23 protein-coding genes are annotated in these 22443 nt (G+C 42.7%); 13 read left to right on the top strand and 10 right to left on the bottom strand.

The genetic code is table 11. The features are described 5' to 3' along the window. Positions 1–120 precede the first annotated feature (120 nt). The 3 genes from ACH6CZ_RS05620 to ACH6CZ_RS05610 form a co-directional block, all read right to left on the bottom strand. Complete coding sequence (locus ACH6CZ_RS05620; RefSeq protein WP_374096423.1) at positions 121–501, bottom strand: YtxH domain-containing protein; 381 nt, start codon at positions 499–501, stop codon at positions 121–123. Positions 502–867: 366 nt separating this feature from the next. After that, positions 868–1386: a tryptophan transporter gene (locus ACH6CZ_RS05615; RefSeq protein ID WP_374096422.1), complete on the bottom strand. Its 519-nt coding sequence runs from the start codon at positions 1384–1386 to the stop codon at positions 868–870. Positions 1387–1486: 100 nt separating this feature from the next. Further along, positions 1487–1909: an HIT family protein gene (locus ACH6CZ_RS05610; RefSeq protein ID WP_374096421.1), complete on the bottom strand. Its 423-nt coding sequence runs from the start codon at positions 1907–1909 to the stop codon at positions 1487–1489. 309 nt (positions 1910–2218) lie between these two features. Between ACH6CZ_RS05610 and ACH6CZ_RS05605 the strand changes: the two genes are divergently transcribed. Then, positions 2219–2968 carry an ABC transporter ATP-binding protein gene (locus ACH6CZ_RS05605; protein ID WP_374096420.1) on the top strand — a complete coding sequence of 250 codons (750 nt, stop codon included), beginning with the start codon at positions 2219–2221 and terminating at the stop codon, positions 2966–2968. After that, positions 2952–4175, top strand: a complete 1224-nt coding sequence (locus ACH6CZ_RS05600; protein WP_374096419.1) for an ABC transporter permease — start codon at positions 2952–2954, stop codon at positions 4173–4175. The genes ACH6CZ_RS05605 and ACH6CZ_RS05600 overlap by 17 nt, the downstream gene beginning before the upstream one ends. 42 nt (positions 4176–4217) lie before the next feature. On the opposite strand, the gene ACH6CZ_RS05595 is transcribed toward ACH6CZ_RS05600, so the two are convergent. Continuing rightward, entirely contained in the window at positions 4218–5393 is a 1176-nt protein-coding gene (locus tag ACH6CZ_RS05595) for a M20 family metallopeptidase (protein ID WP_374096418.1), read from the bottom strand. Positions 5394–5522: 129 nt separating this feature from the next. On the opposite strand from ACH6CZ_RS05595, the gene ACH6CZ_RS05590 reads away from it, so the two are divergent. From ACH6CZ_RS05590 to ACH6CZ_RS05575, 4 genes are all read left to right on the top strand, one after another. Then, the gene (locus ACH6CZ_RS05590) at positions 5523–6119 is read left to right on the top strand and encodes a phosphatase PAP2 family protein (RefSeq protein ID WP_374096417.1); all 597 of its coding nucleotides are present in this window, start codon (positions 5523–5525) and stop codon (positions 6117–6119) included. 93 nt (positions 6120–6212) lie between these two features. After that, a complete protein-coding gene (gene liaF, locus ACH6CZ_RS05585) occupies positions 6213–7022 on the top strand; it encodes a cell wall-active antibiotics response protein LiaF (RefSeq protein WP_374096416.1) in 810 nt (269 codons plus the stop codon). 9 nt (positions 7023–7031) lie between these two features. Then, positions 7032–8075 carry a sensor histidine kinase gene (locus ACH6CZ_RS05580; RefSeq protein ID WP_374096415.1) on the top strand — a complete coding sequence of 348 codons (1044 nt, stop codon included), beginning with the start codon at positions 7032–7034 and terminating at the stop codon, positions 8073–8075. A gap of 19 nt (positions 8076–8094) precedes the next feature. Next, positions 8095–8718 carry a response regulator gene (locus tag ACH6CZ_RS05575; RefSeq protein WP_374096521.1) on the top strand — a complete coding sequence of 208 codons (624 nt, stop codon included), beginning with the start codon at positions 8095–8097 and terminating at the stop codon, positions 8716–8718. A gap of 283 nt (positions 8719–9001) precedes the next feature. On the opposite strand, the gene ACH6CZ_RS05570 is transcribed toward ACH6CZ_RS05575, so the two are convergent. Then, complete coding sequence (locus tag ACH6CZ_RS05570; RefSeq protein ID WP_374096414.1) at positions 9002–9514, bottom strand: antibiotic biosynthesis monooxygenase family protein; 513 nt, start codon at positions 9512–9514, stop codon at positions 9002–9004. A gap of 283 nt (positions 9515–9797) precedes the next feature. Here ACH6CZ_RS05570 and hemE point away from each other — a divergent pair, with 283 nt between their 5' ends. From hemE to hemY, 3 genes are all read left to right on the top strand, one after another. Further along, positions 9798–10829, top strand: coding sequence for a uroporphyrinogen decarboxylase (hemE, locus tag ACH6CZ_RS05565; RefSeq protein ID WP_374096413.1), 1032 nt, complete (start codon positions 9798–9800; stop codon positions 10827–10829). A 90-nt stretch (positions 10830–10919) separates the two neighbouring features. Then, entirely contained in the window at positions 10920–11849 is a 930-nt protein-coding gene (gene hemH, locus ACH6CZ_RS05560; protein ID WP_374096412.1) for a ferrochelatase, read from the top strand. Between the two features lie 49 nt (positions 11850–11898). Continuing rightward, a complete protein-coding gene (gene hemY, locus ACH6CZ_RS05555) occupies positions 11899–13305 on the top strand; it encodes a protoporphyrinogen oxidase (RefSeq protein WP_374096411.1) in 1407 nt (468 codons plus the stop codon). Between the two features lie 25 nt (positions 13306–13330). Here hemY and yhfH read toward each other — a convergent pair whose 3' ends face one another. Continuing rightward, the gene (gene yhfH, locus ACH6CZ_RS05550) at positions 13331–13459 is read right to left on the bottom strand and encodes a protein YhfH (RefSeq protein ID WP_322422112.1); all 129 of its coding nucleotides are present in this window, start codon (positions 13457–13459) and stop codon (positions 13331–13333) included. Between the two features lie 174 nt (positions 13460–13633). On the opposite strand from yhfH, the gene ACH6CZ_RS05545 reads away from it, so the two are divergent. After that, entirely contained in the window at positions 13634–14398 is a 765-nt protein-coding gene (locus tag ACH6CZ_RS05545) for an MBL fold metallo-hydrolase (protein WP_374096410.1), read from the top strand. Then, complete coding sequence (gene lplA, locus ACH6CZ_RS05540) at positions 14382–15374, top strand: lipoate--protein ligase (protein WP_374096409.1); 993 nt, start codon at positions 14382–14384, stop codon at positions 15372–15374. Before ACH6CZ_RS05545 ends, lplA begins: the two co-directional genes overlap by 17 nt. A 341-nt stretch (positions 15375–15715) precedes the next feature. Here the strand turns inward: lplA and lepB are convergent, their stop codons facing one another. Beyond that, positions 15716–16366, bottom strand: a complete 651-nt coding sequence (gene lepB, locus ACH6CZ_RS05535; RefSeq protein ID WP_374096408.1) for a signal peptidase I — start codon at positions 16364–16366, stop codon at positions 15716–15718. Between the two features lie 98 nt (positions 16367–16464). Beyond that, on the bottom strand, positions 16465–17514 hold the full coding sequence (locus ACH6CZ_RS05530) for an IS1595 family transposase (protein WP_374096407.1): 1050 nt from the start codon (positions 17512–17514) through the stop codon (positions 16465–16467). Between the two features lie 401 nt (positions 17515–17915). Here ACH6CZ_RS05530 and ACH6CZ_RS05525 point away from each other — a divergent pair, with 401 nt between their 5' ends. Next, positions 17916–19469 carry a fatty acid--CoA ligase family protein gene (locus ACH6CZ_RS05525; RefSeq protein WP_374096406.1) on the top strand — a complete coding sequence of 518 codons (1554 nt, stop codon included), beginning with the start codon at positions 17916–17918 and terminating at the stop codon, positions 19467–19469. 158 nt (positions 19470–19627) lie between these two features. Here ACH6CZ_RS05525 and ACH6CZ_RS05520 read toward each other — a convergent pair whose 3' ends face one another. Both ACH6CZ_RS05520 and ACH6CZ_RS05515 read right to left on the bottom strand, forming a co-directional pair. Then, positions 19628–19879 (bottom strand): hypothetical protein, encoded by a 252-nt coding sequence (locus ACH6CZ_RS05520; protein ID WP_374096405.1) that lies wholly within the window; start codon positions 19877–19879, stop codon positions 19628–19630. Between the two features lie 5 nt (positions 19880–19884). Next, positions 19885–21513 carry an ABC1 kinase family protein gene (locus tag ACH6CZ_RS05515; RefSeq protein ID WP_374096404.1) on the bottom strand — a complete coding sequence of 543 codons (1629 nt, stop codon included), beginning with the start codon at positions 21511–21513 and terminating at the stop codon, positions 19885–19887. Between the two features lie 145 nt (positions 21514–21658). Between ACH6CZ_RS05515 and ACH6CZ_RS05510 the strand changes: the two genes are divergently transcribed. Next, positions 21659–22435 (top strand): enoyl-CoA hydratase-related protein, encoded by a 777-nt coding sequence (locus ACH6CZ_RS05510; RefSeq protein WP_374096403.1) that lies wholly within the window; start codon positions 21659–21661, stop codon positions 22433–22435. Positions 22436–22443: the final 8 nt, after the last annotated feature.

The following is a 22443-nucleotide window of genomic DNA, read 5'->3' as shown; positions in this document are numbered from 1 at the left end:
AATTAAATTTTCTAATAAAAGAAGCTATGGCTTTACTTCAGGGTGGAATCGGAAGGTAATCAATATATGGGTATGTAAAAAAGTTACAGTGAAAAAGAAAAACAGCCCGGAGGCTGTTTTTTAAGAGCTTGTCTGAGGTTCTTTGTTGTCCTGGTTAATTGTTTTTTCCAGTTCTTCCATTGTAGCCTGAATGGCCGCAAGTTCTTCCTGAAGATTATTAATTGCAGGGTCTGCCTCGCGTTTCCAGGCCTGAATAGAATCTTTCAGTTCTGCTGCCACCACACGGAGTGATTCTTTGCTTTCTTTAGAAGCGTCTGCAATAGATTCTTTTACAATTTGCAAGTTCATTTGCAGTTCAAGCATATGCTCCCGCCAGTTATCTTTTGTATTTTTGATCGTATCACGCAGTTCTTCACCTGATTGAGGAGCCGATATAAGTGATGCTGCTGCTCCCGCCGCGAATCCGGCAACCAAGCCAAGTGAAAATTGTTTGAAATTCATCCCAACCACATCCCTTTTTGTATTTGTATTCTTATTGTATATAGTAATTCATAAACTGTCCAAAGTATTCATGTACAGGAGGAATCTTTTCGTGGAGTATTTGAAGATCACCCTAACCTTATGTTCGCTGATTTCCTCAGTGGTATTGATCATATGTATCGTCAAAGCATTGAAAAGAACGTTATATCCACCGAGAAGAATCATGCTTCGAAGAGTACTTGTAGCAGGCATCAGCACAAGTATATTATGTATTTTAACCTATTTAGTCTGGACATAAACATGCTTGAATATATGCTTTGTGCTCATTTAGGGGGTCAGCATCAAAAAAGCTGCTCCCCTTCATAGAAAGGGAGCAGCTTGGCAGATTCAGGCAGCAGATTCAATCAGGTTTGATCGTTTCATAATTGCCTGTGCAACTGGGTACATAACAGCCATTAACAGGCCATTTACGACAATTGCAGGTACGACAGCTGAAAGTGCAAGAGCCATAATTGGACCCGGCAGACCTACAAGCAGAGCAGCTGATCCAAGAAAAATTGTCCCTGAGATCAATGTGCCAACTGCAGCAAGTGCACCGGCGCCAGCAGGCTTACGTGCAAATTTTCCTGCAAGCAGAATGATGCCGTAAAAAGCAAAAGCCGTAATCGGTTTATCAATGACATTCGGCAGGAATCCACCTGGGAATGTTGTTGTTAGACCTGATAGAATACCTGTTGCAAGACCAATCAGCAAGACATTTTTGACGCCTGGGAATAATAGAATACCTAGAAACATCATTAGTAATGACATATCAGGCTTCATTGTCAGTGTCCCTGGAATCAGCAGGTGTAATGCTGTACCCATCCCTGCAAAAAGTGCGAGTGCTACTAGTGTTCTTGTGTTCATAACTCATCTCTCCTAAGCTAAACTGATTTTTTCCTGACATGTCCTCGTGACTGCCAGCGAAAATTAGCATAATTATAACACGGCTGAATCTTATTTCCTACTAATTAATTTTTGCAGCAATGGCAGCTGCCATCTCGCTGCGTTCTTCATTTGAATAATTGTCTGTATGTACTTGCCATTCCGGTTTGAAGCCATCCTGCTCACCATGACGCGGGAGAATGTGAAGGTGATAGTGGAATACGGTTTGTCCTGCGAATTCACCATTATTATTCAGCAGATTTACACCCTTGAGATCGTAAGTGTCTTTCATTGCGTTCGCAATTTTAGGCACAACAGAAAACAGATTGGCAGCAATTTCAGGTGTCAGCTCATGAAGATCTTTTTTATGTGTTTTTGGAATGACTAATGTATGACCTTTTGTCACCTGGCTGATATCAAGAAAAGCATACACATGCTCATCCTCATATACTTTTGCCGATGGAATTTCGCCATCAATGATTTTACAGAAAATGCAGTCGCTCATATTCTTCATCCTTTCATCAGTAAATTAAGTTTATTTTACCATAGCAGGTACAGTTGTATGCTACAATGCTGTCATTATATAGTTAATGGTAGATCGATCAACTACTTATGATTTACTAATAAAAAACATCAAAGTATTATGCACAGCGTTGATCGCAGTGGAAGGCGGCGGCTCGCAGGAAGGGACAGGTGAGGCTTATGGCGAAGCCTGCTGGCTCACCGCCCGGCCGCGGAAAGCGTCCGCCTGGAACGGAGATCAGACGCCTTCGTTAAGTGCGCAAATATCCGAGCAGCGGAAAGGAAGAAATTCATGTCATTATTAGAAATAAAGGATCTGACCGGCGGGTATACAAGGCGACCGGTGTTGAAAGAGATCAGCCTTGAAATGGAACCCGGCAAAATTGTCGGGTTAATCGGTTTGAACGGAGCCGGTAAAAGTACAACGATCAAACATATTATTGGTCTGATGGAGCCGCACAAAGGGACTGTTGCAATTAATGGGCTGCAGCTCAAGCAAAATGCCGATGAATACAGAAAGCAGTTTTCCTACATTCCTGAAGCACCGATTCTGTATGATGAGCTGACGCTTGAAGAGCATCTGAGAATGACAGCCATGGCATATGGCATCCCGGAAAAAGAATATGAGCAGAGGGTGCCTGATCTGCTCAAAAAATTCCGGATGGAAGGAAAGATGAAGTGGTTCCCTGCACACTTTTCAAAAGGGATGAAACAGAAGGTCATGATTATGTGCGCTTTTCTAATTAATCCCAGCCTGTATATCATTGACGAACCTTTTGTCGGACTTGATCCGCTTGCAATCCAGTCACTTCTTGACTTAATGGAGGAGATGAAAGCAGGGGGAGCAGGTATATTGATGTCTACTCATATTCTTGCCACTGCTGAGCGTTATTGTGACTCATTTATTATCCTGCATGAAGGGGAGATCCGTGCGCGCGGAACACTCGATACACTCAGACATGAATTCAGTATGCCTGATGCGACACTCGATGATATCTATATTCAGCTGACAAAGGAAGAGTCAAATGAAACACATTCATGATCTGTGGGCTTCAAGACTGTCTGACTATCAAAAAGAACTGCAGAAGTATATGCGCTATATCTTCAATGGGCATTTGATGTTTGTGTTGATCTTTGCAGTCGGAGGAGGCGGCTATGTTTACAGCAACTGGGTCAGTACGCTTGATGAAACATTTCCTTCTAGTATTCTGATTGCCTCAGTGATCGGGCTTGCCGTAACGATGAGTCCAGTTTATACGTATTTACAGGAGCCTGATAAGGTGTATCTGACGCCGCTTGAGGGACAGATGAAGCGATATTTTATCAATGCGCTTGTTTCAAGCTTCTTATTTCAGTCCTATATTGTGCTTGTGCTGCTGGCTGCTGCAATGCCTTTGTACGTGCAGACAACAGGCGCAGAGTTTTCGGATTTCGTCTGGCTGCTTGGTATAATCCTTGCTCTTAAAGTATGGAACCTGATCATGAGATGGATCATGTTAAGGTATCAGGAGCCTTCTAATCACTATATTGACCTTGGCGTCAGAGGGATCCTGAATATCGCTTTTTTATGGTCTGTGTTTGCTGACGTACCGGTCTTTCTTTCAATATTGATTGGTGTGCTCATTGCAGGCTATTTGACTGCATTTATGATGCTGACGAGAGAAAAAACGTTAAAGTGGGAACTGCTGATTGACCTTGAAAATGCGAGGCTACACCGCTTTTACCGGTTTGCCAACCTGTTCACGGATGTTCCGCATTTAAAAGGACAGGCTAAGCGTAGAAAATGGATGGATCCATTCCTGAAGACACCTGAACTGAATCCCGCTGGTACATTCAGTTACCTTTATACAAGAACGTTTTTACGCTCAGACGAGTATTTTGGACTGTGGATAAGACTTACAATTATTGCAGGCGTCATTATTGGTGGTGCGGATAACCTGTGGCTGAAGGTGGTGACAGCACTTCTGTTTATTTACCTGACCGGATTCCAGCTGATCCCACTGCTTAAAAAGCATGAGCTGAAAATATGGCCGGATCTTTATCCGGTAAATGCAGCTGTCCGTCATGAGTCCTTTAAGAAGCTGCTGATGAGAATTCTGATTGTACAGGCGATGGTTTTTACAGTGATTAATCTTGTAAAGCTTGATTTATACAGCGCAGGTATAACTGCAGCTGCTTCACTTGCATTTGTCATTTTATTTGTGTCCATGTATGTACCCGCTCAGATAAAAAAACACCATATTAGATAGAAAAAGCTGCTCCCGAATTTTCAGGAGCAGCTTTTTAATACGTTAATTTTCGTCATGATACTGAATCGCTGCGCTGCCAAGCGTCTTCGCTGCGACAAGCATGGCTTTTTCGTTCAAATCAAACTTTGGATGGTGGTGTGGGTAGGGAACATCCACACCTTCAGGCTTCGCACCTGTAAAGAAGAATGTACCTGGTCTGTGTTCAAGGTAATAAGCGAAATCTTCACCGCCCATTTGCATCTCACTTTCGACAGCTTTAACGTCCGGCAGGTCATTTACAACCCGGACAAGAAAGTCTGTTTCCTTCTCGTGATTTACAACCGCCGGATATCCTCTGATGTAATTATATTCATATGAGCAGTCAGTTGAAATGCATGTACCTTCTGTAATTCTGCCAATTTCTTTTTCAACAAGATCACGGATTTCCGGTGCAAATGTTCTTGCTGTTCCAATCAGCTTTGCGGAATCTGCAATGACATTAAATGCATTTTCAGCAACAAAGGATCCGACTGAAACGACAGCTGATTCCACAGGGTTCACGCGTCTTGATGCAATCTGCTGAAGTGATGTAACGAGCTGTGACCCGGCAACTACCGCATCTTTTGTTTTATGTGGCTGTGCACCATGACCGCCCGCGCCCTGGATCTTAATTTCAAAACGGTCTGCAGCAGCCATAATCGGACCTGTACGGTATTCAATATCGCCAAGCTCACCGGTCACCCAGAGGTGTGTACCAAACACAGCATCCACGCCATCGAGACAGCCGTCTTCAATCATACTGATTGCCCCGCCTGGTGCATATTCTTCCGCATGCTGATGGATCATCACATACGTACCTGGCAGCTCATCTTTTATCTGGTGGAGTGCCTTTGCTAAATGAAGTAAAGTCGCTGTATGTCCATCATGTCCACAGGCGTGCATCTTACCTGAAATTTTAGACTTATAAGGAACATCTTTTTCATCCTCGATTGGCAGTGCGTCAAAATCAGCGCGTAAAGCGACCGTTTTACCCGGCTTTCCACCTTGAATCACGGCTGTTACACCATTTCCTCCAACACCTGTTTTCACCTCAACCCCAAGGTCTTTGTAAAAGGCCTCAATCAATGCAGGCGTTTCTTTTTCTTCAAAAGAAAGCTCAGGGTGCTGATGAAGGTGGCGGCGCAGGGCAACCATATCGTCGTAATAGGAATCTAATAGTGAAAAAAGTTTTTCATTCATATGTATGCTCCTTTCATAATAAAACCATTTAATGATGACTCAGTATATCACGGGACCCGAATTTTTTCACTCTTTTGACGAATGGTCCCATGCTATATAATGTAAGCAGAAAGAAAGGAGGGAAATGGCGTGAAAAAATGGTTTTATCCACTTGCAGCTGTGACGTTTGCAGCAGTCGTTCTATTAGTGATTAATCTGGATAATGAGCTGAGCGGTATTGATCAAATCGGTTCCGAATTCTTTAGCAGACTGGACTTTTTATTATTTTTTGGGTTTCTCGGAGGGGAATGGTTTTTGGCAACCCTCAGTATTGCCGCTGTGCTATATCTATGGTTCAGACGTAATCATTACCTCGGGATGCTGATCGTTCTGCTGGCGGTAGGGGGCGGTAACTACCTGAATAAGCTGATCAAAACATTAACTGAACGTCCGCGTCCTGATGGATTGGACGAAGGATTCAGTTTTCCTAGCGGCCACGCGATGGTCAGCATGATTGCAGCCATCGTCATTATTTACCTGATTACAGAAAAGTCAGGGGATGCTGCCGGACAGGCGCTGATGTTTGCAGTAGGTATTCTGATTTCTATACTAGCAGGACTCAGCAGACTGCCGGACGATGCACATTATTTTACAGATGTGATCGGGGGCTGGCTGCTAGGTTATACGTACGCCATTCTTTGTCTGTTTGTCTATGAATATTTAATGAAGAGGCGGACATCCGTCTGAGGACTGAGGAAAGCTCCTTCCTCTGATGCTTCATCAGAGCAGGCAGGATCTTTAAAATAATAAAAAAGTGCCTGACAGAAAGGTTGAGATGGAATGGAAGGAGTTAATAAAAAGCAGTGGGGGTGCGCCAGTTTTCTGCTTGTGGTCGGACTGCTGCTATTAATGATTAATCTGGGTTTACTACAGCTTGAAGGTTCAGCTGCCGGACTGATCCTCCCTGTCATTTTGTGTATCATCGGGATTGCGCAGCTGATTAAGTTCTTTACGAGAAGTAAAGGGATATTAAGCGGTTTAATTTTTTCTGTATACGGCGGACTTCTAACGGCAGCGTTCTTTTCAGAAGATATTTCATTCGGCTATGGTGACATTTGGCGTCTATGGCCGCTTTTACTCATCGGATTTGCCATTTCACTGATTACAAAAAGAAGTTCGATTCAATTCAGCTATGGTGAATCAAGAATGAGCGGAAGAAAAGAAGTTGGTCAGAATAGAAATCGTCATGAAAAAACGTATGGCTATGAACATAAAGCACAGATCAAGCATGCGATGAGTATCGGCAATGAAGCATTCACATCAGAAAACTGGGCACTTGAAAATATGAAGCTGAATAAGTCTGTCGGAAACTATGTATTTAATCTGAAAAAGGCGTATATTTCTGAAGGGGAAACCATGCTTGATGTATCCGTCAGAATTGGCAATATCAAAATGACTGTCCCTGAGGAACTGAGCGTTGAGATTACTTCAAATGTAGCGGTCGGTGAAAATGTGCTGTTTGACGACCGGACTGACGGAGCCCATGCAAGAACACTCAGATACAGATCTGATGATTATGATACAGCACCTAAGAAGGTAAAGATCATTCTGGATGTTAATGTCGGATCTGTTAGAATAGACAGGATTTAAGGAGGAGCCATGATCAGAGTAGCGAGTCTTAATCACTGGTTCATTTTGCAATATCTCAGATTCACATTATACGGTGCTATTCTACTGTTTACGATTTTGCAATTATATATTTTTCTATCTCCAGCACCTTTTCTCAATACTGCTGCATCACTTGGCGTCGTCGGGGTGACGACAGCTGTGTTTTTTGCAATGTCCATCTATATCGGAATCCGTTCAGGTAACCTCATGAGGCAGCGCATCCACGAAATGACTGCATTTGTAGACAGGCTTTCATCAGGAAAGTCAGGTGAAACCATGAAAATTTTTGAAACTGATGATATCTCTGTACTTGAAGAAGCATTGAATGAGCTGTCAGTTAATATAAATGAACAAACCAAATCATTGCAAAGAATCTCAAGTGAAAGGCTCAATCTTGAAAAACAGGCACAGCAGGCGGCCATTATTGAAGAACGTCAGCGGCTTGCAAGGGACCTTCACGATTCTGTCAGCCAGCAGCTGTTTGCATTAAATATGCTGTCATCAGCTTCAGTCAGGATGCTTGATACGAATCAAGAGGAAGCAGGCAAGCTTGTCAGTCAGGCTGCGGAAATTGCTGAAAAAGCACAGGGGGAAATGAGGGCATTACTGTTGCATCTGAGACCTGTTGACCTGAAAGGGGAATCATTATCAACTGGACTAGAGAAGCTGGCATCAGAGCTTGAACAGAAAACGCCTATCACATTTTCATTGCAGCTTGATCAGATGGAAAAGATTCCGGAAAGCGCAGATGAACATCTTTTCAGAGTGGTACAGGAAGCTGTGTCTAACATTCTCAGACATGCGAATGCCACAGACATTACGATCAGAACAGAAGTCAAAGGAACCTCCTTCTATCTTTTTGTTGGGGACAATGGTGACGGTTTTGACGTGACGGATAAAAAATGGACGTCATATGGATTACAGACCATGAAAGAACGCTGTGAGGAAATTGGCGGTCAGTTTGAATTGCGTTCAAAAGCAGGTGAAGGTACATATATTAAAATCAGAATTCCGATTATAGAAGGGGGAGAGTAACGTGACGAAAGTAAAAGTGATGATTGTCGATGATCATGAGATGGTCAGGCTCGGCATCAAATCCTATTTATTGACTGAGCCGGGAATCGAATTTGTTGGAGAAGCCGTGAATGGAAAAGAGGGTGCAGTGCTCGCTGAAAAAACACAGCCCCATGTGATTTTGATGGATCTCCTGATGGAAGGAGGTACCGGGATTGATGCAACGCGGGATATTTTATCTTTTCTGCCTGATACAAAGATCATCATTCTGACAAGCTATTATGATGATGAACAGGTATTCCCTGCGCTCGAAGCAGGCGCCCATAGCTATATTCTGAAAACCTCTTCCGCTTCCCAGATCTTAGATACTGTCTATAAAGCAGCCAGGGGAGAGTCAGTCATTGAGCAGCAGGTTGCAAGCAAGCTCATGAACCGTTTCAGAACAAAAGAGCGTGTGCTTCATGAAGACCTGACTGAAAGAGAGATGGATGTGCTGAAGTGTCTCGGGGACGGGCTGACAAATCAGGAAATTGCAGATGAATTATACATAGGAATTAAAACAGTAAAGACGCATGTGAGCAATGTATTGAGTAAGCTCGAATTGAGCGACCGCACCCAGGCAGCGATTTATGCGAATCGTAAGGGGTTGTTGAGGCATAAATAAAAACCGGCAGACTTTTTTGTCTGTCGGTTTTTTGTCCAGCTCCAGCAGGCAGATCCTCGAGTCATAAACTGCGATGAGAAAATGGGAAAGGTCACCCATCTCTCTCATCACATCTTATGCTTGTCGGACCTGAACGCCTGCTTCCGCTTTTCTACTTTGTCCAGCTTCAGGCGCTAGCTCCTCGGGTCATAAGCCACGCATCGGCAAACGGGAAAGTGCCCCCGTTTGCCGCTCCGCGTCTTATGCCTATCGGAGCTGAACGAGCGCCTTCCGCTTTTCTATATCATTGTTCTGTCTGCCCAACATATTTCGTTACAAATGATGAACGTGGGAACATGGATTTCTGGTGATCAATGCCTTCTGATGTTCCGCGCTTTTCATGGGCTTTATTATAAGACTGGGAGTTTTGCCAGTCTTTAAATGACTGTTCATCGTCCCATTGAGTTAATACAACGTACGTATCTGAATCAACCGGTCTTAATACGCGGATCGCAATGAAGCCGGGCTCTTCTTCAATCAGTCCGGCACGGTTTTTGAATCGGTGCTCAAACACCGGTCTGCCTTCATCTGATACAGGGATATTATTAAATACAAAAAAGCCGTTTTCAGTCAGCTGTCCTGACTCACTAAAGACTTCGTATTTTCTGGGCTGATTAAAAAGCGTTTCGTTTTCTGTTTCGTGAACGAGCAGTGCAGTATCTTCTCCGAGCATCTGAACCATCGTTTCATCGGGGTTCTCCTCCTGGAACTTATGTAAAAACTCAGGCGTTCCAAAAGTCATATAAATCTTTTTCATCACAATTCCTCCTCTGACATCCTTATTTAATTGATCTTCTATTTTAAAGTGCGCTGGCTACAATACTATTTATACCCTCTTTCAATACTGTTAACCACTCAAAACGCTTTTCTATCAGGTGAAAAGAGGAGATTTTATGACATTTACCGGTGTCTGGTATACACTGATATAGAAAAGGACTATAGTTAAAAACGGATAACATGACCGAAGAAAAATCAGCAGATTTCCGTGATTGGAATCATGCTTTTAAGACAGTATATTTGAAAGGTGGATCATATCCATTATGAGTACATTTAACGATACGTTTTTACGTGCAGCAAGAGGACAGGAAGTCACACACACACCTATCTGGTACATGAGACAGGCGGGCCGTTCCCAGCCTGAATACCGCGCAATTAAAGAAAAATATTCTTTATTTGAAATTACCCATCAGCCGGAGCTATGCGCATATGTAACAAGACTTCCGGTAGAAAACTACGGTGTGGATGCAGCGGTGCTATATAAAGACATTATGACGCCGCTTCCTGCAATCGGTGTAGATGTGGAGATCAAATCAGGCATTGGTCCTGTCATTCATAACCCGATTAAATCTGTTCAGGATATTGAAAAGCTTGGCATGATTGAGCCGGAAGAAGACGTTTCTTATGTACTTGATACGATTAAATTACTGACAACTGAACAATTGAATGTGCCGCTTATTGGCTTTGGCGGAGCACCATTTACACTGGCGAGTTACATGATCGAAGGGGGACCTTCAAAAAATTATCATAAGACAAAAGCATTTATGTACCAGGAACCAGCTGCCTGGCACGCATTGATGGACAAGCTTGCAGAAATGACAATCCGTTATACAACTGCACAGGTGAAAGCAGGAGCGGGTACAATTCAGCTGTTTGATTCATGGGTAGGGACGTTAAATGTTCAGGACTACCGCGCATACATTAAGCCGCACATGGAGAAGATTTTTGCAGCATTAAAAGAGCTAAATATTCCTCTTATCATGCATGGCGTTGGCGCAGGACATCTGGCTAAGGACTGGAATGACCTGCCGCTTGATGTAGTGGGTCTAGACTGGAGACTATCAATAGAAGAAGCACGTGAAAAAGGTGTAAATAAAACGGTACAGGGTAACCTGGATCCATCACTGTTACTCTGCGATTGGCACATGATCGAAAAGCACGTAAAACCAATTCTTGATGCAGGGATGAAGCATCCGGGTCACATATTCAATTTAGGTCACGGTGTATTCCCTGAAGTGCAGCCTGATACATTGAAAAAGCTGACAGCATTTGTACAGGAATATACTGCCCGTTGACACATTTAAAAAGCAGATCAATGGAAGTCTGAGGGTTTGTTTGCTACAACAATAGAGAAGCACAAATTTAGCTAATGAGGTGGAATAGAGATGTCAAAGAAAAAAATGGGACTGCTAGTGATGGCTTACGGTACGCCATATTCAGAAGACGATCTTGAACGTTATTACACACATATCAGAAGAGGGAGAAAGCCTTCTGAAGAACTACTTGAAGACTTAAGAGACCGTTACAATGCAATCGGTGGTATTTCACCGCTTGCGCGTATTACAGAAGAACAGGCAAATGCACTGACTGCACGTTTAAATGAAGTGCAGGATGACATTGAATTTGTGATGTATCTTGGTCTGAAACATATTGAACCGTTTGTAGAAGATGCGGTTGATGAAATGAAAAAAGATGGCATTGAAGAAGCGGTATCAATCGTTCTTGCACCACACTTTTCATCATACAGCGTAAAATCATATAACAAGCGTGCAAAGGATCGCGCAGAAGAAATCGGCGGACCATCTATTACTTCTATTGAAAGCTGGTACGATGAGCCAAAATTCATCCAGTACTGGTCTGAAAAAGTAAAAGACACATTTGATAGCATGACAGATGAGCAGCGTGACAAAGCAGTATTAATCGTGTCAGCGCACAGCTTACCTGAAAAGATTCTTGCAGGCGGAGATCCTTATCCAGACCAGTTGAAAGAAACTGCAGACCTGATTGCACAGCAGGCTGGCGTGAAAAACTATGAAATCGGCTGGCAGAGTGAAGGAAACACACCTGATCCGTGGATCGGACCGGACGTTCAAGATCTGACAAAGGACCTTCATGAAGAGCACGGCTATACTGCATTTGTCTATACACCGGTAGGATTCGTATCTGACCACTTAGAAGTGCTTTATGATAATGATTATGAGTGTAAAGTTGTGACAGATGAAATCGGCGCTGATTACTTCCGTCCTGAAATGCCGAACACACAGCCATTATTTATTGATGCAATGGTCGATAAAGTAATGAAGACATTAGGTTAATTTTTAACTTTTATAAAGAAAATCCAGTTTACAGAAAGTGATGATTACTGTGACACAGTCAAAACGGAAAATTGTCATTGTCGGCGGCGGGATCACTGGTCTTGCCGCTGCATACCGGGCACAGGAAAAAATAAATAAAGAACAGCTCGAAGCAGATATTACCATCATTGAAGCAAACCATCGTCTCGGTGGCAAAATCCAGACTGTAGTAAAAGATGGATTTGTTATTGAGCGGGGACCTGACTCGTTTCTTGAGCGCAAGAAAAGTATGGGGCGGCTGATCAAAGATGTTGGTCTTGATGATAAGCTGGTTCCAAATGCCACTGGACAGGCATTTATTCTGGTGAATGATAAATTACACCCGATGCCTGGTGGCGCAATCATGGGCATTCCAACACAAATTAAGCCCTTTTTAATCACGGATCTGATTTCAATGACTGGTAAGCTGAGAGCTGCCGGAGACTTTGTATTGCCTAAATCAGACCATCAGCAGGATCAGTCTCTTGGGACATTCTTCAGAAGACGGCTTGGAAATGAGGTCGTTGAAAATCTGATTGAACCACTGCTTTCAGGTATTTATGCAGGAGATATTGACCAGATCAGTCTGCAGTCGACATTTCCTCAGTACGGGAAGCTTGAACAGGACCACAGAAGTCTGATCGCCGGCATGAAAAAGACTTCGCCTGCAGCAAAAAGAAAGCCCGGTGATAAAAAACAAAGCATGTTTTTGACACTGTCCACGGGTCTTGAATCACTTGTTGAAAAACTGGAATCACTTTTATCAGATTGTGACATTCTTAAAGGAACAAAAGTAGAATCGATCAGCCGGGGAGAAAAGTATACACTTTCATTAAACAGTGGTGCTGAAATTGAAGCAGATTCGGTGATTTTTACTGTGCCTCACTTTACAGCGGGCGATGTTTTCTCGGAATCCGGACTGTTAAATAAAATTGAAGAAATCCCGGCCACTTCAGTTGCAACTGTAGCAATGGCTTTTGATCAGGATCAGGTGGAGGACATTCTGGATGGAACAGGGTTCGTTGTTTCAAGAAACAGTGATTATACAATCACTGCCTGTACGTGGACGCACAGAAAATGGCCGCATACCGTACCTGATGGGAAAGTGCTGCTCAGATGTTATGTAGGACGTGCAGGGGACGAAACGGTTGTCGATCTATCAGATGATCAGGTCGAAAAAATTGTACTCGATGATTTGAATAAAATTATTCAAGTAAATAGCAAGCCGGACTTTACAATCGTAACCCGCTGGAAAAAGGCGATGCCTCAGTATACGGTTGGCCACCAAGACAGAATGGCTGAAGTGAGAGCTGAACTTGAGAAAAGCTACCCGGGCGTATATCTGGCAGGTGCATCTTATGATGGGATCGGCCTGCCTGATTGTATTGACCAGGGTGAAGCGGCAGCGTATAAAGCCCTGAACTTTATAGAACAATAAAAAAAAGCGCCAATCGGCGCTTTTTTTATTGCGTTCCTGCACATTTGTTACATACAGTTGTGTAAGCTTCAGCTTGCTCTTCCATATGTTCTCCACAAGATGCACATTTCTTAGGCGGCAGGTTTCTGAAGAATTCCATTACGTTTTCAAGCATGTTCATCAGCCTCTCTTTTATGTTTTGTACTAGTACTAAGTTGTTGTTATATGTATTGTATTATAACAGACGATTGAAAGTCAAGGAATATTCTGAAAAAAAGAAGATAAGTGAAAAGAAATTTTTTTTGACGTATAGTAATAGGTAGAAAACCTACTGGAGGAGGCTTTTTTCATGCAAGTGACCGTTGTTGGATTTTGGGGAGGCTACCCCGCTAAAGGTGAAGCAAGTACTGGTTATTTAATTGAAGAAGATAATTTTAAGCTGTTACTTGATTGTGGAAGTGGTGTACTAGCACAGCTTCAGCGCTATATTGCACCAGAAGAACTTGATGCAATGCTGATCACACATTATCATGCGGATCATACAGCTGATATCGGCGTACTGCATCATGCGCTGCTCATACAGCACTTTTTGCAAAATAAAGACATTCATGTAAAAGCTTATGGACACACTGAAGATATATCAGGCTTTGATATGCTTCATTATAAAGACCAGATGAGCAGTGAAGCTTACAATCCTGACCAGGCGCTCGAAATTGGTCCATTTTCAATCACATTTTTAAAAACAACCCATCCCGTACCGTGTTATGCTGTACGAATAGAGAGTCAGTCAGGTACGATGGTATTTACAGCAGACTCTGCTTATCAGGACTCATTCATCCCCTTTGCAAAGGACGCGGACCTGCTGATTGCCGAGTCCAACTTTTATAAAGGAATGGATGCATCCGGCGCAGGGCATATGACCAGTACTGAAGCGGCAGACATTGCACATCAGGCCGGTGTAAAAACACTGATCCTTAGCCACCTGCCGCATTTTGGTGATCTGAATCAGCTTTTTGCCGAAGCAAAAGAAGTATACAGCGGTGAAACACTGCTTGCTTCATCAGGATTAACGATTACATACCAGGGAGGAACATCACATGTTATTTATCGATAATAAAGGCATTACAGACCCGAAAATTAACCTTGCAATTGAAGAGTACGCACTGAAAAACTTAAATGTAGAAGAAGAATCTTACCTGCTGTTCTACATTAATAAACCATCCATTATCATTGGTAAAAACCAGAATACAATTGAAGAAATTAATACAGACTACGTTGAAAAAAATAATATCCAGGTCGTTCGCAGACTTTCAGGTGGAGGGGCTGTGTATCATGACCTTGGAAACCTGAACTTCAGCTTTATCACAAAAGATGACGGCGAGAGCTTTCATAACTTCCAGAAGTTCACTGAGCCTGTTGTAGATGCACTGAAACAGATTGGTGTACCAGCAGAACTGAAAGGAAGAAATGATCTGCTTGTGGGAGAAAGAAAAATCTCCGGTAATGCACAGTTCTCTACAAAAGGAAGAATGTTCAGCCACGGTACGCTCATGTTTGATTCAGAAATTGATAATGTCGTATCCTCACTGAAAGTCAGAAAAGATAAGATTGAATCAAAAGGCATCAAGTCTATCAGAAGCCGCGTTGCAAATATCTCAGAATTCCTAGAAGAGAAAGTAACAATTGAAGAATTCAAGCAACTCATCCTGCGTCACATTTTCGGCAGTGAAGAAGAGATTAAAGAATATGTTCTAACAGAAGAAGACTGGAAGAAAATCCACGAGCTATCTGAAAAGCGTTATCAGCAATGGGAATGGAATTTTGGAAAATCACCGAAATTCAACCTGCAGCACTCACACCGATTCCCGGTCGGCAGCATCGACGTGCGTCTTGATGTAGAAAAAGGCAGCATTGAAAACTGCAAGATCTACGGCGACTTTTTCGGTGTTGGCGATGTAAACGAAGTGGAAGAGAAGCTGATCGGCACACGCTATGAGCGCGTAGAGATTGATAAAGCGCTTGAGGATGTTGATCTGAAGCATTACTTCGGAAATGTGGATCGCGAAGAATTTATTGATCTGCTGTATTAAGATTTGCCCGGACAGTGTGATCTGTTCGGGTTTTTTTAAGTCGTTTTTATCTTAAAACCTTTGACTCTTTCCGCGTAGGACTGCACTTACCTGCCCCCGGACGGTGAGCTTCCTCCGCCTTGCGGGATCTCACCAGTGCTTTTCCGGGGCGGGAGTCTCAGTCTCCACTTCAAAAGGTAGCTAAGTTTGTAACTCAACTAGATCACCAGATTATTTTAATTTTAGGCTATGTTAAATTTTATTGTTGATAATAGATAAAAAGCAGACACTCCTCTTATATGGAGTGTCTGCTTTTTGATTCTATGATTAGAAACTCCGCTTATAGTGGCTTTTCTTTGTTATTACTTCTCATACCCTAAAACTTTCCCTTCGACATTTTCCAATGGCAAGACTCCAAAATCTTTACTGTCGGTGCTTCTCCACCAGTTATCTCCCAACACAAAAACAGTATTCTTTTCAACTTCTACTGGTTCCATATTAGTTGAAAAATATTCTTTCCAAGAATCCTCGTCACCTCTATTGTCTGAGTCAACTTTTTCGAAATATTCTTCTCGGTCCATTCCTCTATTTAACGCTTTGGAATAGAAAGTATCTAATTTTTTGTCATTTATGAACACTTGCCCATTTTTAATTTCTACGGTTTCACCCTCCAGCCCTACTACTCTTGAAATATAATACTCAGGCATATCGAATTCAGGGTTGCTTTCTTCCACTATATCTGGCGTTTTGTAGTAAAGAACTTCCCCTCTTTTTACATCATTGCTATTAGTATTCACGACTAAGGGAGAATGGTACGTTGTATGATAATCGTGGTTTCCTCTGTCCATATTGTCATATTTCCACTCCACTAAAAATGTGTCCTCAAGTGGTTCTACCAACTCGACTTCCGATTTTGTATCGTTATCTGTAATCGTTTCCATTTCATTTGAAGCAACTTCTGAGGAACAAGCACTCAGTAATAAAGCAAATCCAAGTAAAAGTATTTTTTTCAATGATATCTCCTCCTTTATTTATTATACCAACATTATACATTTTATCCTTTAAAATATAATGTGTTGATGATGGATTAAATCAAATTATAATAAAGTAATTATTTTTTAAACTTAGACAACCTAAGTTTATCATAAGTTTCAATAATTGGAAATAAATTCCCTTTAATTATCATATCATTGACTGTCACTTCGTTCAGTTGATGCTGAATGCTCTCAAGCACCTGGAACCACGTGAGGTAATTATCAAGATACTTGGTTGCTACCCCGTTAAAACGCTGTATCCATCCTTTCAGTCTACTGTGGTAACTGTTGACGTTTTGGATATGATAAAGACCCTTTGTGCGGACCTTCCCATCTGATTTGAACTGATAAATGGTCATTCCTTTGTCAGTAGCGTAGGTTCTGAACGCTCGCCAGGAGTCTGTACATAATACATTTTGGGATGAAAGTTTTTGACCAATGGCTTTATCCAATTGCTCTTTTTTTATTCTGCCTACACCAAGAGTTGTCGAAATTGTATTTTTGTCACGGTCTCTTGCTACTAAAACACAGACCTGTTCCTTGCTGATACCACGTTTTTTGGCTGTTCCACCACGTTTACGGGGTTTTCTGCCTACAATTTTCTTCTGCCCTTTTTCAGAGTACAGGAAATAGGTCTCGTCCATTTCAACGATACCTTGAAAATCCGCTATTTCAATTTGCTTTAGCGCTGATAATAATTTATGTCTCCAGTAAAACAATGTGACGTGGGTTACCCCTTTGACCATCTCGGCTGACTTACGGAGGGAATACCCATCAATCATACATTCAATGAACTTTACCCATTTATTCAGACGGCGGGTTCTATAAAGTGCGGTGTTGGTTAAATCGGTGAAAGTGGTAGTACAGGATTTACAGCGATAACGTTGTTTCTTTACCTCGTCTCCACCTACAAGGGTAGTGTACTTACCAAATCTGACAACGTGCTTGGATTGGCAGTGAGGGCAGGTATATCCTTGTTTATTTTTGCGTTCAGAAATCTCTTGTAAAGCGTTTCCTGTTGAAGATGAGGCAGTGAGAGCATCTATAAGAAATGCTCGAAGTCTTTGTTTTTCTGCGGGATTTAATTTTTGTATCTCTTTAATAATATCTGTTGCTCTCACTGCCATCACCAGCCTTTAGTTGATACTTTCATTATAGAACAAATGTTCGTAAAAATCAAATATCAACATTAACCTTTAACATAGCCTAATTTTAAAAAAAGCTACACTGAGGTGAGCAGAGCGTAAGGCGGCGACTCCAGCAGGAGAAATCGGACAGGTGAGACCCCGCAGGCGAAGCCGAGGAGGCTCACCGCCGATCCTGCGGAAAGCGTCCGCCTGAAGCGCAGTGAACCGGTTCTAAAGACTTTGTCCAATCTTTTATTTGTTTATAATGAAAGCGTTATCTTGATTACACAACTTCACTCCGTTATAATTAGTTTGAATATTCGCTTCTTTGTGAGTTGTAATGAATGACTGTTCATTCACAAAGATGGAGAACTAACCAAACGTAAAAGGGGATGGATTGGTTGAATTTATCAGATCGATTACAGGAAGCTGCCGAGCAGTATGCCGGTAAGACTGCGTATCATTTTTTAGATCAGTCAGCTACATATGCTGAACTGAATGGTGCTGTGAATAAAATGGCGAACTACTTTGACAGTATCGGTATTAAAAAAGGGGACCACGTCGGGTTGCTGCTTGGGAATTCGCCGCATTTTGTGATTGCGATGTATGCAGCACTCAGAACAGGGGCAACGGTGATTCCCATTAACCCGATTTATACGCCGGATGAAATTGCCTACATTATTCGCGATGGGGATGTAAAAGCGATAGTGGCACTGGATCTTCTGCTTCCATTAATTGAGAAAGCACATGCAGCACTGCCATCAGTGGCACACTATGTTGTCTGCGAAACTGAGCAGGGGACAGCTGAAAAGCTTGAAGCACTGCCTCATGAAGTAAAAGAAAAGGTGATTGCTTTTACGCAGGCAATCGGTCCTCAGCGGCCTGTATTTGATGGTCCTGAACTATATGAAGATGATACAGCGATTATTCTTTATACTTCAGGAACAACAGGGAAACCAAAAGGTGCCATGCTTTCGCACAAAAACGTCTATTCAAATGCGAAGGATGTAGCTGAATACCTGGATATCAATAAGGATGATCGCGTTGTTACAACACTTCCAATGTTCCATGTATTTGCACTCACCGTTGTTTTAAATGCACCGTTAATTAACGGCGGAACAATGCTGATTGTACCAAGGTTCAGCCCGAAAGATGTATTTGATGTCGTTGAAAAGTATAAGGCGACCGTGTTTGCCGGCGTGCCAACAATGTATAATTTCCTGCTTCAATATCCTGAAGCAGACAGCTCAAGCTTTGAAAGTGTGCGCCTGTGTATTTCAGGTGGTGCATCAATGCCGGTTGCACTCCTTGAAAACTTTGAGAATAAATTTAATGTAAGAGTTTCAGAGGGTTATGGATTATCAGAGGCTTCACCGGTTACATGCTTCAATCCGCTTGATCGCGAACGAAAAGCCGGGTCAATCGGGACGTCAATTACGAATGTCGAAAATAAAGTCGTAAATGAGCTTGGAGAAGAAGTGCCTGTAGGTGAAGTAGGAGAACTGATTGTAAAAGGTCCTAATGTGATGAAAGGGTATTATAAGATGCCTGAAGAAACAGAAGTGACGATCCGTGACGGCTGGTTATTTACAGGGGACCTTGCTAAGCAGGATGAGGAAGGCTACTTCTATATCGTTGACCGTAAGAAAGATATGGTGATTGTTGGGGGCTACAATGTCTATCCACGTGAAGTGGAAGAGGTTCTTTATACTAATGAAGCAGTTGTGGAAGCAGCAGTAGTAGGTGTTCCTGATCCGAACTTCGGTGAAGCGGTTCACGCGTATGTTGTACTGAAAAATGACGCTGTCACAAAAGAAGATCTACAGGCGTTCTGTACTGAAAAGCTTGCGAAATATAAAGTGCCGACAGCAATTGAGTTTATTGATGAACTGCCGAAAAATACGACAGGTAAAATTTTGAGAAGAGCGTTACGTGATCAGGTGAAGCAGTCTTAATAGGTTTGGTTTCCGGTGACCGTTGCGAATCTGATCCGAAAAATTCACAATCTTACGCGAAATACTCTCAATGTGACCCAAAATCCAATCAACGGCTCAATGCTTCAAATCAGAAAACCGCTCCGCCAGATCACTGGCTGGAGTGGTTTTAAATTATTCTACATATTCGGCTTCTTATACCCTGAAAAGAATCTCAAAATCAAGTTAAAAGGAAACAGGATCGGATAACCGGCAACATCTGCTTTTCTCAACAACTCAATAAATGACAGCTTAACCTGGCGCTGCTGCTGAATTTTTTCTTTATCACCGCGAATCGTTACTCTGTATCCATCTTCAAGCCCTTCAAGCTTAGCTTCAAAAGGTCCCTTTGTTCCTTTACGTTCACGTTCAACTTTTGGTTCTTCCATCATATCTTTCACTCCTCATAGTCTGTCTGTATTTTTTTAGATAAAGACCTGATCCGCAGCAGTCCGAATAAGAGTATGACCCCGGTACCACCCGCGATCAGCCATTCTTCAAGGTAGACTGCACCGTGAAGCGCGGCAAATGGAATCAGTGTGAAATAAACAGTTTCTCTTCTTCTGCCAGCCAGATCTTTCATCCGGCTTTCTTTTTTGCGAAATGATTCCATTGATCTTCTGTAGCGCTTCGGTTCTTCAAGTGCATCAAGTATTTTAGAAGGGGCAGAAAGGTAGGGCTGAATTGTCCTCAGGACTGTCTGCCACGTATTTCCTTCACCGCCGCGGTTAGCAGCCCAGCGGACAATCGTCGGCCGTGCCATTTCAATAAAGTCAGCTTCGGGATAAATGGTATAAATGACGCCTGTAAATGTAGAAAGCGCTCTGCCAAAGAATGCAAATTCAGTCGGCAGCTGGATTGGCTGGGTTCTGACGATGTCCTGTACATCCTCTAATAACTTTTCCATCATCAGGCTTTCTCCGTCCTGCCATTCCCCGCTTTTATAGACAGCTACGACTCTCTCGACAAGTTCCTGTAAAATGTTACGGTCTGCTGCTGGAAGAAGAAATTTCATATCCTCAAGCGCCCCGACCACTTCTTCATAGCGTTCAAAGACGACACCTTCTACTGCCCGCTGAACGGCTTCAGCGTCATTCTTACTAATTACGCCGACCATGCCGAAGTCAATCAGCACAATGGTGCCATCAGCTTTGATGAGAATATTGCCTCCGTGTGGGTCTGCATGGAACATACCTTCATTTAACAGCTGATCTACAAATAAAAGCAGCAGTCTTTCGGCAAGATCTTCTCTATTAAGTTCATGTTTATCAAGGAATGAGAGGTCAGTGATTTTGGCCCCTTCAATCCACTCCATGACAAGGACGCGGCGTGTGGTATATTCTTCGTAATACCTTGGAACAATGACGCCTTCAGTCTCTTTGAACCGTTCCCCGAAAGCCACTCCGTTTTGGAGCTCCTTTTTAAAATTCAGCTCATCCCCAATGACATTGACCATTTCACCATACAATGCATCAAGGTCAGCCTGCTTGCCGAAATTTGTGAATTTCTTTGCAAGCCATATCACGATTTTTAATGCTTTGAAATCGGTTCTAATAATATAGTCAATACCAGGTCTTTGAACTTTAATGGCAACCGAATCGCCATTATGTAGCCATGCGTGATACACATCTCCAATGGATGCTGAAGCAATGGGCTTTTCTGATATTTTATGAACCATATTCCCATAGTCTGTATTCCATTCATCTTCAATCACTTGTTTTGCTTTGTCCCAGGGAACGGGAGGGACGCGGTCAGTCAGCCCTTCAAGCTCAATGATAAATGAGCGTGGCATGATATCTGCTCTTGTAGAAAGAAACTGTCCGACTTTGATCATCAGACCCTCAAGTTTTAGTGCGGTCTGCTTGTATTCACGTGCCTGTTTGCCGGCGAGGTCTGACCACTTTTTTTCTACAGAAGGGTCCCATCTGCCGCGGTATCTGCGGTTGAAAAAATAAACCTGCAGAAAAAACTTCACAGCCATCGCTACAATTTTATAAATGCGGTAAGCGGCTACTTTTTTCGTCACAAACACCTTCTCTCTTGCCATCAATCAGCTAATTACAGTTTACCACGCAGGCTTAAAACTAAACGGCTATGAATGTGCATGAAAGGACAACGGATGCTACAATATGTAAATGAAAGTGCTTACATACATGAAAGGGGATTGAATTGTGGAAACAATACTACTTGAACAGAAAAATGGAATGGCAACCATTACATTAAATCGCCCAGAGGCGATGAATGCTTTTAATTATCAGATGCTGTCAGAGCTTGGACAGACAGCTGAAGCGCTGCGGATTAACCCGGATGTAAGAGTGGTAGTCATACGGGGAGCGGGGGATAAAGCATTCAGCGTTGGAGCGGATCTGAAGGAACGAAAGACACTTACCGAACAGCAGGTGAAGCGCAATATTTATAAAATAGGAGAAGTTTTCAGTGCAATTGAGGCTCTGCCGCAGCCTGTCATTGCTGAACTGAATGGCCATGCTTTTGGAGGCGGCATGGAACTCGCCTTAGCCTGTGATTTCAGAATTGCTGACAGGGAAGCAAAAATGGGGCTGACAGAAACAAGTCTCGCGATTATACCGGGTGCAGGTGGAACGCAGCGGCTTCCACGGATCATCGGGGAAGCGAAGGCAATGGAACTGATTCTGACAGCCAAGCGCTTCACTGGAGCTGATGCCTACGATTACGGACTGCTGACAAAGGCTGTTGATCAAGATGCATTGCATGATGAAGTGATGATAGTTGCTGAGGCGATGCTTACAAATGGACCAATTGCGCTTCAGCAGGCGAAATATGCGATTAAGGCGGGAATGAATGCAGATCTTCAGACTGGCTTAAAAATCGAGAGAAAAGCGTATGAGATTACGATTCCGACAGAAGACAGAGTGGAGGCGTTGATTGCGTTTTCTGAAAAAAGAAAGCCTGTTTTTAAAGGTAAGTAATGACCAAT

Source organism: Jeotgalibacillus sp. JSM ZJ347 (genome assembly GCF_044383825.1).
Classification (GTDB): domain Bacteria; phylum Bacillota; class Bacilli; order Bacillales; family Jeotgalibacillaceae; genus Jeotgalibacillus.
This window is presented reverse-complemented; position numbering and strand designations above follow the sequence as displayed.